This window comes from Achromobacter sp. 1L-A-4-B-C2 (assembly GCF_057291955.1).
In genome coordinates, this window is record NZ_JBXAWP010000003.1 from 753791 (window position 1) to 767777 (window position 13987).

A 13987-nucleotide genomic window follows, 5' to 3' on the forward strand; every position below is an offset into this window, starting at 1 on the left:
TCATGACGTCAAGCAACCGAGACGTCGTGCTGTCCGTGGAAGGGCTCAAGACCTGGTTCCACAGCCGCGACGGCATCGCCAAGTCCGTGGACGGCGTCACCTTTGATCTGGCGCGCGGTGAAACGCTGGCCATCGTAGGCGAATCCGGTTCCGGAAAATCCGTGACCAGCCTGTCCATCATGGGGCTGTTGCCCAAACCGGCGGGCCGCATCGAAGCGGGCAAGATCCTGTTTCGCGACCGCCAGGGCGTGCAGCATGACCTGGCACGCGCTTCGTCCGCCACCCTGCAGAAGATACGCGGCGCCGAAATCGCCATGATCTTCCAGGAACCCATGACCAGCCTGAACCCGCTGTACACGGTGGGCGACCAGATCGCCGAAGCCGTGTTGCAGCACGAAGGCGGCTCGTACGCGTCGGCCATCCGCCGCGCCCGCGAAATGCTGGAACGCGTCGAGATCCCGGCCGCCGACCGGCGCGTCAACGAATATCCGCACCAGATGTCGGGCGGCATGCGACAACGCGTGATGATCGCCCTGGCGCTGGCCTGCAACCCGGCGGTACTGATCGCCGACGAGCCCACCACCGCGTTGGACGTGACCGTGCAGGCGCAGATTCTGGACCTGCTGCGCCGGCTGCAAAAAGAAATGAACATGAGCATCCTGTTCATCACGCACAACCTGGGCGTGGTGGCGGAAATCGCGCACCGCGTCGCCGTCATGTACGCCGGCCGCGTGGTGGAAGACGCGGGTGTCTACGACCTGTTCGAAAAACCCACGCACCCGTACACCCGCGGCCTCTTGTCCTGCCTGCCCACGGCCGCGCTATTGGCTTCGGGCGAACGGCTGCGCGCCATTCCCGGCAACGTACCCAGCGTGCTGTCGCTGCCCGCCGGCTGCACCTTCGCCCCGCGCTGCGAACTGGCGGCGGACGATTGCCGCGCCGCCGTGCCCGAACTGGTTGCGGTGCAAGCGGAACACCGCGCGCGCTGCATCAAGGTGAATCCGATATGACTAGCCCCCAAGCCACCGTGCGGGCCCAAGACCCGCTGGTCCGCATTGAAGACCTGAAGGTCCATTTTCCCACGTCGCAAGCCCGTAACGCGCCGGTCGTGCGTGCCGTGGATGGCGTCAGCTTCGATGTGCCGCGCAACACCATCGTCGGCCTGGTCGGCGAATCAGGCTCGGGCAAGACCACGACGGGCCGCGCGTTGCTGCGCCTGTTCAAGCCCACCGCCGGCCGCCTGCTGTTTGACGGCACCGACATCACGCATCTGAACGAAAAGCAGATGCTGCCGTGGCGCCGCCGCATGCAGATTGTGTTCCAGGACCCGTATGCCAGCCTCAACCCCCGCATGACGGTGGCCGAGATCCTGGGTGAAGCGCTGGACACGCACAAGCTGGCGCAACATCGCCGCGCCGCGCGCATCGGCGAACTGCTGGAACGCGTGGGCCTGAACGCGGACCACAGCCGCCGCTACCCGCACGAATTCTCGGGCGGCCAGCGCCAGCGCATCGGCATCGCACGCGCGCTGGCCGTTGAACCCGATTTCATCGTGGCGGACGAGCCGGTGTCGGCGCTGGACGTATCCGTGCAGGCGCAGGTGCTTAACCTGCTGCAAGACCTGCAACGCGATCTGGGCCTGACCATGCTGTTCGTGGCGCACGACCTGGCAGTGGTGGATTACCTGTGCGATGAAGTCGTCGTCATGTATCTGGGCCGCGTGATGGAACGCGGGCCGACCAGCGAGGTCTATGCACGGCCGCGCCACCCCTATACTCGCGCACTGCTGTCGGCCGCGCCCGTGCCGGATCCGCGCGCCCCGCGATCGCGTATTCTGCTCAAGGGCGATATCCCCAGCCCGGTCAATCCGCCGTCCGGCTGCGTGTTCCGCACGCGCTGCCCCCACGCGATCGACGCCTGCGCCACCATCGAGGCGCAAGCCGTCCAGGTGGGCGCGGGCCACTTCGTGGCCTGTTCGCGCCTGGACGCCCCCGAGCTGGCGGCCTAGCGCATTGCACGACCCGATCAGACCCAGGAAACCCCACATGGACATCATCCGCGACATCGTCTTCCAGATACGCAGTCGGCGGGACGCATTGAGCGTGACCGAACGCAAGGTGGCCGACGCCATTCTTGACGACATCATCTGGGGCGCCAGCGCCACCGTCGACCAGCTGGCCACCAAGGCCGGGGTCAGCATCGCCACGATTTCGCGCTTTGCGCGCACCGTGGGCTGCGACGACACGCGCGACCTGAAAATGAAACTGGCGCAGGCCAGCACGGTGGGCAGCCGCTTTCTGGACCCCAGCGCGCCGGCCGAGGAAAGCACCTTTTACGCACGCATCTACGCCGACATCGAAAGCACCTTGCGCGCGCATCTGCCCACGTTCACCGAACCGCTATTCGAACAGGCGGCATCCATCGTGGACGGCGCGCGGATGATCTACGTGTTCGGCATGGGCGGCGCCTCGGCCGTGCTGGCGCAGGAAGTGCAGTCGCGGCTGGTGCGGCTGGGCTACCCCATCGCGGTGTACAGCGATGCCGTGCTGCTGCGCATGGTGGCCGCCACGCTTACCGAGCACGACGCCGTGCTGGTGTTGTCGGCGTCGGGCCTGACGCCGGAAATCCTTGGCGCGGCCCGCATTGTGAAGCAGTATCGCGCCCGCATCGTCGCCATCACCGACGCCACGTCCGAACTGGCCAAGCTGGCCGATGTGGTGCTGCCCATCCGCACGGACGAAACCGACTTCATCTACAAACCCTCGGCATCGCGCTACGCGATGATGCTGGCCATCGACTTGCTGTCCACCGAACTGGCCATGCTGAACCAAGAGGAAAACCGCGAACGCCTGCGCCGCATCAAGCTGGCGCTGGACGAACACCGTGGTGGCCCCAACCGCTTGCCGCTGGGCGATTGAACCTGGAACCCAAGATGTACGACACCCTTATCGGCAACGTCCGTATCCTGGACGGCACCGGCGGCCCCGAGTACCGCGCCAGCGTTGCGCTGGCCGACGGCCGCATCGCAGCCATCGGCGCCTTGCCGGGCGCGCAGGCACGCCAGATCATCGATGGCACCGACCTGGCGCTGGCGCCCGGCTTCATCGACGTGCACACGCACGACGACACCAACGTGATCCGCACTCCGGGCATGCTGCCCAAGCTGTCGCAGGGCGTGACCACCGTGGTGGTGGGCAACTGCGGCATCAGCGCCTCGCCCGTGTCGCTGCGCGCCGACCCGCCGGATCCGATGAACCTGCTGGGTGGCCGTGAAGACTTCAACTACCCCTCGTTCAGCGACTACACGCGCGCCATCGAAGCGGCGCGTCCGGCCGTGAACGTGGCCGCGCTGGTCGGCCATACCGCCCTGCGCAGCAACCACATGGACCGCCTGGACCGCGTCGCCACGCGCGACGAAGTGCTGGCCATGCGCGAACAGCTGCGCGATGCGCTGGCGCACGGCGCCATCGGCCTGAGCACCGGCCTGGCCTATGCGTCCGCCATTGAAGCCGACACCGCTGAAGTCAAACTGCTGGCAGAAGCCCTGGATGAATTCGGCGCGCTGTACACCACGCACCTGCGTTCCGAGTTCGCCGCCATTCTGGATGCCATGCAGGAAGCTTTCGACATTGCCGGGCACGCGCGCGTGCCGGTGGTGGTGTCGCACCTGAAATGCGCGGGCGCGGGCAATTGGGGCCGCACGAAGGAAGTGCTGTTCGCGTTGGAAAACGCAGGCCGCATGCAGCATGTGGGCTGCGATTGCTACCCGTATTCGGCCAGCTCGTCCACGCTGGATTTGAAGCAGGTGACCGACGAATTCGATATCGACATCACGTGGTCGGTGCCGCATCCCGAGCAGGCGCGGCGCAAGCTGGCCGACGTGGCGGCGGACTGGGGCGTGTCCTTGCTGGACGCCGCGCGCCGCCTGCAACCGGCCGGCGCCGTGTATCACAACATGCACGAGGACGACGTGCGCCGCGTGCTGTCGCATCCATTGACGATGGTGGGGTCCGACGGCTTGCCCAATGACCCGATGCCGCACCCGCGCCTGTGGGGCGCGTTTCCGCGCGTGCTGGGTCACTACAGCCGCGACGTGGGCTTGCTGCCGCTGATCCAGGCCGTACACAAGATGACCGGTCTTTCCGCCGCCCGCTTCGGCCTGGCTGATCGCGGCCTGGTGCGCGAGGGCTATCACGCCGACTTGGTGCTGTTCAATCCTGATACCGTCATCGACCGCGCCACCTTCGCCGAGCCGGTGCAAACGGCCGCCGGCATCGAGGCCGTGTGGGTCAACGGCGCGCTGTCCTACCGGCACGGCCAGGCCACCGGCGAACGCGCGGGCCGCTGGCTGCCCCGCAATGGCGATTTGCGCGCCAGCTTCGCGGCGGCCTCGCCCTATTCGGCCTTGGCCTGAATTTCCTTGCCCGAATCATTCTTGCCCACTACGAATTAAGGAGCACCTCCATGAGCAACACTCCCACCCCCGATCAAAACGGCATCACCCGCTACGGCGTCGGTGGCGGCACCGGCCAGGGCGGTTCGCACATGCCGTTCGCGCGCGCGGTCGCCGCCGACGGCTGGCTGCACGTATCCGGCCAGGTGCCGATGGAAAACGGGGAAGTGATTGAGGGCGGCACGGTGGCGCAATGCCACAAGGCCATCCAGCAATTGCTGGCCATCTTGAAGGAAGCGGGCTACGGCCCGGAACACGTCGTGCGCTGCGGCGTATGGCTGGACGACGCGCGCGATTTCCCGTCGTTCAACAAGGTGTTCAAGGAATACTTCGGCGAAAATCCGCCCGCCCGCGCCTGCGTGCAGTCCAGCCTGATGGTGGACGCCAAGGTGGAAATCGATTGCGTGGCGTACAAGCGCCCTTGATGCGGTGAACCGCCGGCCACGCGCCTGCCGGCGCGCGGCGCGGCCTTACATCTTGACGATGTCCACGCCCTTGGGCGCGGTGAACTGGAATTCCTTGGCGGGCAGGCTGGGGTTGGCGGCAATGGACGACAGGTCCACGCGCGTCGTCTGGCCAAACGAATCCAGCAGCTCGACCCGCACGGGCAGGTTGTCTTTCATGCCGATGTCCACGCGCGAAAAGCCCGCATCCGCCGTGCGCGGCTTGGCGCGCAGCCAGTCCACGCCGTCCTTGGACGGCAAGGCCGACACATCAAACGACTGTTCCAGCGAACCCGATCCGAACAGGATCGCGGCCGGCGACGTGCCGATGGCGGCGTCCACCTTGCGTTCGGTAACCTGCGCCAGGTCGGGGTCAAATTGGAACAGCACGCGCCCGTCGGACACCACCAGCTGCTCATAGGGCTTTTGCACCGCCCACTTGAACTTGCCCGGGCGCTGGAATGAAAACACGCCGGTCTGGGCTGGCTGCGTGCGGCCCTGGTTGTTCACGGTGTATTGCGAGAACGAACCGGTGGCCGAGGTGACCGTGGCCACGAACGACTTCAACTGCTCTTGCGCGCTGGCGGCGAACGTCAGCGCGGGCGCCAGGCTCAGGGCGGCGACAACGGCCAGGCGGTGAAACGTCTTCATCAGGCTTCCTCTCGGGCGGCGGCAGCGGCGGGGACCAGGATCTCGCGATTGCCATTGGACTGCATCGCCGACACCATACCCGATTGCTCCATCTGCTCCAGTAACCGGGCCGCGCGGTTGTAACCGATACGCAGGTGGCGCTGCACCAGCGAAATCGACGCGCGGCGATGCTTGAGCACCACTTCGCAGGCCTGGTCGTACATCGGGTCGGATTCCGCGTCGCCACCGATGCCGGTGACGCTGCTGGCGCCTTCGCCGTTATCGCCCTCGACGCCGCCTTCCAGCAGGCCTTCGATGTAGTTGGGCTCGCCTTGTGCCTTCAGGCTTTCCACCACGCGGTGCACTTCATCGTCGCTGCAGAACGCGCCGTGCACGCGCACGGGCAAGCCGGTGCCCGGCGGCATGTAAAGCATGTCGCCCTGGCCCAGCAGGGTTTCGGCGCCCATCTGGTCAAGAATCGTGCGGGAATCGATCTTGGACGACACCTGGAACGCGATGCGCGTCGGGATGTTGGCCTTGATCAGGCCGGTGATGACGTCCACGCTGGGGCGCTGCGTGGCCAGGATCAGGTGGATACCGGCAGCGCGCGCCTTTTGCGCCAGGCGGGCGATCAGTTCTTCTATCTTCTTGCCCACCACCATCATCAGGTCAGCCAATTCGTCGATGACCACCACGATGGTGGGCAGCGGCGCCAGCGGCTCGGGCTGGTCGGGCGTCAGCGAGAACGGGTTCGGGATAGGTTCCTCGCGCTTGATGGCGTCGCGGATCTTGGTGTTGTAGCCCGCCAGGTTGCGCACGCCCATCTTGCTCATCAGGCGATAGCGCTTTTCCATTTCGCCCACGCACCAGTTCAGCGCGTTGGCGGCCTGGCGCATGTCGGTGACAACCGGCGCCAGCAGATGCGGAATACCTTCGTAGACGCTCATTTCAAGCATCTTCGGGTCAATCAGGATCAGGCGCGTGTGCGAAGCGTCGGCCTTGTACAGCAGGGACAGGATCATGGCGTTGATCCCCACCGACTTGCCCGACCCCGTGGTACCCGCCACCAGCAGGTGGGGCATCTTGGCCAGGTCGGCCACGACCGGGTTGCCGGCAATGTCCTTGCCCAGCGCCATCGTCACGACGGAATGGCTGGCGTGATAGGTCTGCGACCCCAGGATTTCCGATAGGCGGACCATCTGGCGGCGCGGGTTGGGCAATTCCAGGCCCATCAGGTTTTTGCCGGGTATGGTTTCCACCACCCGGATACTGACCAGGCTCAAGGCGCGCGCCAGGTCCTTGGCCAGGTTGACGATCTGGCTGCCCTTGACGCCGGTGGCGGGCTCGATTTCGTAGCGCGTAATGACCGGGCCGGCCTGCGCCGCCACCACGGTGACCGACACGCCGAAGTCGGCCAGCTTCTTTTCGATCAGGCGCGAGGTGAATTCGATGGTTTCGGCCGACACCGTTTCCTGGTTGGTCAGCGGGGGGTCCAGCAGGCTGATCGCGGGCAGGTCGCCTTCGGCGCCGCCGGCGGGCGCGAAGAACAGCGACTGCTGCTTTTCCTTTTCGACCCGCTCGGACTTGGGCACCACCGTAATGGCGGGTTCGATCCGCACCGGCTGTTCGTGCACCAGTTTTTCCTGCTTGGCCACGACTTGCTCGGTACGCACGGCCTTGGCCACCTGGCCGACCTTGCGGTCTTCGCGAGCGGCGTAGGAATTACGGACGCGGCGCACCAGGCCTTCCAGCCAGGAGCCCACTCGTTCGGCCACCGCCAACCACGAAAAAGAGAAAAACAGGCTCAGGCCGATGGCCAGCATGACCAAAAAGGCCAGCGTGCTGCCCGTAAAACCGATGCTGCGGCTGATCAAGTCGGCCAGCGTGTGGCCGATGACGCCGCCGGCGCCGCTGGCCGTTTCGGACGCGCCGGGCAGGTGCGTGCCCCGGCTGGACAGGCGCAGGGCTTCCATGCCCAGCGACCCCACCAGCAGCAGGAAGAAGCCGATGCCCTCTTCCCAATGGACGCGCGGCAGCACTTCCGGTTGCTTACTGTTAGTTACCTTAAGCTGGCTGGCCAGGCGCCGGTAGCCCGCGCGAACCCGGTGCAGCAGCAGAATTACCCACCACCAGGCGGAAAAACCGAACAGGTAGAGCAAGATGTCGGCCAGGTAGGCGCCCAGGCGGCCGCCGTGGTTGCGCACCACGTCGCCTGGCACCGAGTGCGACCAGCCAGGGTCGGACGCGCTCCAGGTGGCCAGCACCAGAGTCAGCCAGGCCGCCAGGGCGGCAAATAGGATCCAGCGGGCTTCACGCAGCAACGCGGAGATACGCGTTTGTAGCGGCGAAGGCCCGTTGCGGGTGTTGCGCGAGGCGCGCGGGGAAGCAGTCGAGATACGCGGCATGCGGCTCATTATAATTGGGCGTTAACCTAAAGATACCCGCCCATGTCCACGCCCACGCACGCTAAAGTTTTGATACTCGGTTCCGGCCCCGCCGGTTACACGGCGGCCGTCTATGCGGCACGCGCCAACCTGAGCCCCGTCCTGGTGACCGGCCTGGCCCAAGGCGGCCAGTTGATGACCACCACGGACGTCGATAACTGGCCCGCCGACGCGGATGGCGTCCAGGGTCCGGACCTGATGCAGCGCTTCCAGAAGCACGCCGAACGCTTCAACACCGAAATGCTGTTTGACCACATCGCCAAGGTCGACCTGTCCAAGCGCCCGTTCACGCTGACCGGCGACACAGGCAAGATCTACACCTGCGACGCCCTCATCATCGCCACTGGTGCATCGGCCAAATACCTGGGCCTGCCCTCTGAAGAGGCCTTCATGGGCCGCGGCGTGTCGGGCTGCGCCACCTGCGACGGTTTCTTCTACCGCAACCAGGACGTGGTCGTGGTCGGCGGCGGCAACACCGCCGTGGAAGAAGCCCTGTACCTGTCCAACATCTGCCGCAAGGTCACCCTGATCCATCGCCGCGACAAGTTCCGCGCCGAGCCCATCCTGGTGGACAAGCTGATGTCCAAGGTCGAGAACGGCAACATGGAACTGAAGCTGTTCCATACGCTGGAAGAAGTGCTGGGCGACAACAGCGGTGTAACTGGCGTGCGCGTACGCCACGTGGACACCGGCGTCACGGAAGACATGCCGGTCACCGGCGCCTTCATCGCCATCGGCCACCAGCCCAACACGGAAATCTTCCAGGGCCAGCTGGAAATGAAGGACGGCTACATCGTCACCAAGAGCGGCTTGTCCGGCATGGCCACGATGACGTCCGTGCCCGGCGTGTTCGCCGCCGGCGACGTGCAAGACCACGTCTATCGCCAAGCCATCACCAGCGCCGGGACGGGCTGCATGGCCGCGCTGGACGCCCAACGGTGGTTGGAGAATGCGGGGCAGTAAGGTCGGCCTGGCCGACCTGAAACGCCTGAAGAAAGACCTGCAAACCGAGCGCGAACGCGAAGCGCTTGCCAAGCGGGTTGCCGCCATCAAGAAGCCTGAAACCGCCCCCATGGATGACATGGCGGCGTTTCAGCGCACGATGAAGTCCGTCACGCCGATCAAGCAGGACGCCCGGGTTGAACACAAACCCGTGGCGGAACCTGCCCCGGCGTTGCGGCGGGCCAACGCGCTGGGCGAAACGCCGTCGCGCGCCGATGTGGGCGTATCCGATGGTGGCGAAATCACGCACCTGTTGTCCGAAGGCGGCACCGCCTTTGTGCGTGGTGACGCGGCGCCGGACACCGCGCGCAACCTGCGGCGCGGCCAATGGCGCGCGGGCGCTGAACTGGATCTGCACGGCCTGCGCGTCGAACAGGCGCGCCACGCGCTATTGTCGTTTCTGGACGAATGCCAGGACCATGGCATCCGCTGCGTGCGCATCGTGCACGGCAAAGGCTACGGATCCGAAGGGCTGGAGCCCGTGCTGAAAGACAAGGCGCGGACCTGGCTGGTGCAAAAGAACGAAGTGCTGGCTTTTTCCGAGGCCCCCGAACGCGAAGGCGGCGCCGGTGCGCTGCTGGTGCTGCTGCGGCAATCCGAAGGGTCGCGCAAATGAAATGGCTGTACCTGGGCGTGGCGATCATCGCCGAGATCTTCGCCACCAGCGCGCTGAAGGGTTCCGAAGGATTCACCCGTCTGGTGCCGTCGCTGATCACCGTGTGCGGCTACCTGATTTCGTTCTACTTCCTGTCTCTGACGCTGCGCGAGATCCCGGTGGGCATTGCCTATGCCATCTGGTCCGGCGTGGGCATCGTGCTGATCTCCATCGTGGGCGCGGTGCTCTTCAAGCAGCACCTGGACACGCCCGCGCTGGTTGGCATCGGCCTGATCATCGCCGGCGTGGTGGTGATGAACGTATTTTCGCAGTCGGTATCCCATTGACCGCGCCTGCCGCGGGGGGGGCAGCCGCTGTATGTGACGCGGAATTGTCCGGCGCGGCCTGCTGGCGCGTGGCCAGAATGCCGCTCTGGCGCCAATGGTTTGCCTGGCTGTGCTTTGTCAGCCTGGCCTGCGTGGGCGGGCTCTGGAGCGCCAACGCCATGGCGCAGGACTTCAACCGCGCCGCCGAACTCGTCCGCTACCGCGCCTGGTTCCAGGCATTCACCCACGATCTTGATGCGCTTGCCGCCACGCGCGGCCCGCTGACCGAGGCGCAGCTGGACGAACGCTTTGCGCGCTCCGTCGTGCCCGGTTCGCGCGCCGCCAGCTTCCTGCGCCAAACCTTCACGCGACGTGGCGACGACGGCTTGTACTATCCGCAAGCCGGGTCGCGCGCGGTGTTCACAGGCGTACTTGCCAGCGCCATCCCGGCCGGCCAGGGCGGCGTCTACCCCGAGACCACGCCCGCCGTCGATGTCGGCGATTTGACCGTCTGGTACCTGCACGTGGACGTGGGCGACATGGCCAATACCTACCTGCTGTCACCCGAGCATTTCAAGCCCTACCGGCTACCCCCGCCCGGCAAGCTGGAACGCGACGCCTACCCTTTCCTGCTGATGGACACGCGCGACAAGGCGTTGCGCCTGGGCGGCATCAGCAGCGAACTCTGGGGCCTGATCGTCTACCTGCACAATGCCGCCTATTGATCGCACCTTGCGCCTGCTGCTGCTGACCGGGCTGTCGTGCGCGTCCACGTGGGCGCACGCGCTGTGCCAGCCCATGGCCGCATCGGCCCAGCGCGAGACGGTGGTGGCCCAGGTACGGCTGGACGAAACCGCCACTTTGCTGGCGTTGGACGGCTCGCGCATCAAGACCTGGGAACCGCCCGTTGCGGTGCAAACGGGCACACGCGCCACGCCCGTCATCTGGGCCGAGCAGGTGGACTGGTCGGTGTATGTGACCGATCCGATGGCGAACGCCTCCCCTGCGTCTGGGGCCGCGTCTCCCGCCCCCATCAACGCGGGGTCCAAGGCCAACCCCATCGCCAACGCCATGCTCGGCCCCACCGTGCTGCGGTTCGAGCGCGGCCCCGACGGCGTCCGCCACCTGTGCGGCATCGCCCAATTCGACCCCGGCACACTCCAGGCCGCGCAAGCCGCCGGGCGGCCCGGGCTGCCCAAGCCCGACTACGAAACCCGCTTTCAATACGACAGCGCCGGCCGGCTTGCGGGCTACGAAATGCGTTCTCGGGATGCGAAGGGCAAGCCCAACCCCTCGGCCTATTTCTGTCTGCGCTATGACAGCAACGGATGGCTGGCGGAACATGGCGCCAACGCTTGCAGCGACCCGTCTCGGCCGCTGATGCGCTATGTACACGATGCCGCCGGTCGGCTGCTGCGCACGATTTCCTATGTGGAAAACCAGGGCGATGCCCAGGAAGTCACCCAGTTCGATCAGCAAGGCCAACCCGCCCAGCGCTATCGTCGCCAACGGCTGGACTGGCACAACGAAAAGTTGAGGCTGGGGCTGCCCTATCAGGAACGCCCATCCGAATTTGCCGTCTTGGTGTTGCCCGGCGCGAACTGGGCGGCGCCGGCCATGGAGTCGTATCACTACGACTGGGCCATCGTGCAGCCCAAGGGCGATGACGGCGACGTCTACGGCGCCAGGCGCGATCCATCGTCCATCCTGGCGCAGGGCAATAGCGGCCCGGACGGCCAATTCACCCTTAGCGTGGCGCAGCGCCGCCAAGTCTGGGAAGCGGCAGGGAAAAACCCCGGCGGCGTGCATTGGCTGTGGGCGCCGGGCCAGGTCTACACGCTATTGCAGACGCTGCCCCCAGGCGTGTGGGAAGCGTGCACCAACGCCGACAACCGGCAGGCGAATGCCTGCGGCGCCCCCTAGGAATTGTTGGTGGGCGGCAGCGAATCGCCGGGATGGCGCGCGCCCGGATGCCGCACATAATCCACCAGCGCCAAGGTGGCACGGTCCGGCGGCGGGGTCAGCAGCGACACCACGATGATCGTCAGGAAGGCCACCGGCGCGCCGAACACGCCGGCGGCAATCGGCTGGATGCCCCACCACAGGTCCACCGGCTGCGTGCGTGAAATGCCCAGCACCCATTCGCGCAACCACGGATGCGTATGCGTCATGTAGGCAAAGGTAACCAGCAGCCCGGCCGCCATGCCCAAGGTAGCGCCCCATTTGTTGGCGCGGCGCCAGAACACGCCCATGACCAGGGCAGGAAAGAACGACGAGGCCGCGAACGAGAACGCCGCCGACACCATGAACAGAATGTCGGCAGGCTTGCGCGCGGCGACCCAGGCCGCGCCAAACGCCACCACCAGCAACAGTATCTTGGACACCATTACCCGGCGCGCCGCCGACATGCGCGGCGACACCATCCGGTACCACATGTCGTGCGACAAGGAATTGGACAGCGTCAGCAGCAGGCCGTCGGCCGTGGACAAGGCGGCGGCAAGCCCGCCGGCCGCCACCAGGCCCGAAATCACATAAGGCAAGCCGCCGATCTCGGGCATCGCCAGCACCACCACGTCCGCGCCCATGCTGATCTCGCTTAGCTGCACGACGCCATCGCGATTGATGTCGGTCACGTCAAGCAGGTTGCTGTCGACCGCGCTCCAGGCATGCACCCAATTGGGCAGGCTGAGAAAGTTCGACCCCACCACCTGCGTATAGACCTCGTACTTGACCAGCAGCGCCAGCGCGGGCGCCATGAAGTACAGCAGCAGGATGAACAGCAGTGACCAGAACACCGATTTGCGCGCCTCGATCACCGAGGGCGTGGTGTATGAACGCATCAGAATGTGCGGCATGCCCGCCGTGCCCAGCATCAGGCACAAGACCAGCGCCAGGAAGTTGACGCGCATGTTGCGCTGTTCTTCGGGATCTTTGGCGGGAAAGGGTTCCGCGTGAGGGGTGGCCGGGGCGGCCCGCGCTTCGAACGTGGCGCGCGCCTGCGACCACGCCACCCGCGCGTCTTCCACGCTGGCGGGGTAGGCGGCCAGCTCGCGCTCGGCCGAACGAATCTCGACCATCGGCGCATCCGACGCGTTCAATTGCGCCAGCCGGCTGCGCAGCTTGTCCTTTTCCAGGGTCCAAGATTCGGGCAGGGCCTGTACGCGCGACGCCATTTCATCGGCATGCTGCTGCCACAGCCGCCGCACCTCGATTTCGGAAGGATCGTTTTGCAGATAGATTTCTTTTTCGGTCACCTGCTGCAAGACCACGCCGGCCGACAATTGCGGCACCGGCATGTTCGTATGCTTGACCGACAGCCACACCACCGGCACAAGATAGGCGATGACCAGGATGATGTACTGCCCCACCTGCGTCCACGTTACGGCGCGCATGCCGCCCAGGAACGAACACACCAGCATGCCGCCCAGCGCCACGAAGATGCCCAGCTCGAACGAAATACCCGTCATGCGCGTGGTGATGATGCCCACGCCGTAGATCTGCGCGACCAGGTAGGTGAACGAACAGAGGATGGCGCAGGCCACGCCCGCCAGCCGGGGCATGTTGCCGCCGTAGCGCGCGCCCATGAAGTCGGGAATGGTGTATTGGCCAAAGCGCCGTAGGTAAGGCGCCAGCAACATGGCGACCAGCACGTAGCCGCCCGTCCAGCCCATGATGTAGGCCAGCCCGCCGTAGCCGGTCAGGTACAGGGTGCCCGCCACGCCGATGAACGATGCCACCGACATCCAGTCGGCCGCCGTGGCCATGCCGTTATAGATAGCGGGCACGCGTCGGCCCGCCACGTAGTATTCGACCTGATCCGACGTGCGGCAGACGATGCCGATACCGGCATACAGGCTGACCGTGACCAGCAGGAAAACGTAGCCGATCCAGTTGCGCGGCATCCCCAGGACCTCGGCCAGCGCCATCAGCAGGATCATCAGGGCAAAGCCGGCCGTGTACAGCACGTAGATACGGCGCAGCCGGATCTTGAATTCCTGCGGGGTATCTCCGCTGAACGGCATCAGCGGCCCCCGCCGGCGCGATCGCCGTTGCCGGGGGTGTTGCCGTTGCCGTTGCCGTTGCCGTTGCCGCCC

Annotated in this window: 13 protein-coding genes; 10 read left to right on the forward strand and 3 right to left on the reverse strand. The window is 65.9% G+C overall.

Features of this window, described 5'->3' with window-relative positions:
• The first annotated feature begins 2 nt into the window (after positions 1-2).
• Genes AC0Z35_RS16915 through AC0Z35_RS16935 form a run of 5 tightly spaced genes read left to right on the forward strand, consistent with a single transcriptional unit; the run spans position 3 to position 4878 of the window.
• Positions 3-1010 carry an ABC transporter ATP-binding protein gene (locus AC0Z35_RS16915; RefSeq protein WP_104143635.1) on the forward strand — a complete coding sequence of 336 codons (1008 nt, stop codon included), beginning with the start codon at positions 3-5 and terminating at the stop codon, positions 1008-1010.
• Positions 1007-2008: an ABC transporter ATP-binding protein gene (locus AC0Z35_RS16920; protein WP_104143633.1), complete on the forward strand. Its 1002-nt coding sequence runs from the start codon at positions 1007-1009 to the stop codon at positions 2006-2008. The genes AC0Z35_RS16915 and AC0Z35_RS16920 overlap by 4 nt, the downstream gene beginning before the upstream one ends.
• 37 nt (positions 2009-2045) lie before the next feature.
• Positions 2046-2918 carry a MurR/RpiR family transcriptional regulator gene (locus AC0Z35_RS16925; RefSeq protein ID WP_046803381.1) on the forward strand — a complete coding sequence of 291 codons (873 nt, stop codon included), beginning with the start codon at positions 2046-2048 and terminating at the stop codon, positions 2916-2918.
• Between the two features lie 14 nt (positions 2919-2932).
• On the forward strand, positions 2933-4414 hold the full coding sequence (locus AC0Z35_RS16930; RefSeq protein ID WP_046803382.1) for an N-acyl-D-amino-acid deacylase family protein: 1482 nt from the start codon (positions 2933-2935) through the stop codon (positions 4412-4414).
• Between the two features lie 50 nt (positions 4415-4464).
• On the forward strand, positions 4465-4878 hold the full coding sequence (locus tag AC0Z35_RS16935; protein WP_104143630.1) for a RidA family protein: 414 nt from the start codon (positions 4465-4467) through the stop codon (positions 4876-4878).
• A gap of 45 nt (positions 4879-4923) precedes the next feature.
• Here AC0Z35_RS16935 and lolA read toward each other — a convergent pair whose 3' ends face one another.
• Both lolA and AC0Z35_RS16945 read right to left on the reverse strand, forming a co-directional pair.
• Positions 4924-5547: an outer membrane lipoprotein chaperone LolA gene (gene lolA, locus AC0Z35_RS16940; RefSeq protein ID WP_046803384.1), complete on the reverse strand. Its 624-nt coding sequence runs from the start codon at positions 5545-5547 to the stop codon at positions 4924-4926.
• Entirely contained in the window at positions 5547-7931 is a 2385-nt protein-coding gene (locus AC0Z35_RS16945; RefSeq protein WP_120154118.1) for a DNA translocase FtsK, read from the reverse strand. Before AC0Z35_RS16945 ends, lolA begins: the two co-directional genes overlap by 1 nt.
• 42 nt (positions 7932-7973) lie before the next feature.
• Here AC0Z35_RS16945 and trxB point away from each other — a divergent pair, with 42 nt between their 5' ends.
• The 5 genes from trxB to AC0Z35_RS16970 all read left to right on the forward strand — a co-directional run bounded on the left by trxB (position 7974) and on the right by AC0Z35_RS16970 (position 11816).
• Positions 7974-8933, forward strand: a complete 960-nt coding sequence (gene trxB, locus AC0Z35_RS16950; protein ID WP_104143627.1) for a thioredoxin-disulfide reductase — start codon at positions 7974-7976, stop codon at positions 8931-8933.
• Positions 8920-9588, forward strand: a complete 669-nt coding sequence (locus AC0Z35_RS16955) for a Smr/MutS family protein (protein ID WP_046803387.1) — start codon at positions 8920-8922, stop codon at positions 9586-9588. Before trxB ends, AC0Z35_RS16955 begins: the two co-directional genes overlap by 14 nt.
• Positions 9585-9914: a DMT family transporter gene (locus tag AC0Z35_RS16960; RefSeq protein WP_485132257.1), complete on the forward strand. Its 330-nt coding sequence runs from the start codon at positions 9585-9587 to the stop codon at positions 9912-9914. The genes AC0Z35_RS16955 and AC0Z35_RS16960 overlap by 4 nt, the downstream gene beginning before the upstream one ends.
• A gap of 77 nt (positions 9915-9991) precedes the next feature.
• On the forward strand, positions 9992-10618 hold the full coding sequence (locus AC0Z35_RS16965) for a hypothetical protein (RefSeq protein ID WP_485132256.1): 627 nt from the start codon (positions 9992-9994) through the stop codon (positions 10616-10618).
• The gene (locus AC0Z35_RS16970) at positions 10605-11816 is read left to right on the forward strand and encodes a hypothetical protein (RefSeq protein ID WP_485132255.1); all 1212 of its coding nucleotides are present in this window, start codon (positions 10605-10607) and stop codon (positions 11814-11816) included. Before AC0Z35_RS16965 ends, AC0Z35_RS16970 begins: the two co-directional genes overlap by 14 nt.
• Here AC0Z35_RS16970 and AC0Z35_RS16975 read toward each other — a convergent pair.
• Complete coding sequence (locus AC0Z35_RS16975; RefSeq protein ID WP_319308159.1) at positions 11813-13915, reverse strand: sodium:solute symporter family protein; 2103 nt, start codon at positions 13913-13915, stop codon at positions 11813-11815. The genes AC0Z35_RS16970 and AC0Z35_RS16975 overlap by 4 nt on opposite strands.
• Positions 13916-13987: the final 72 nt, after the last annotated feature.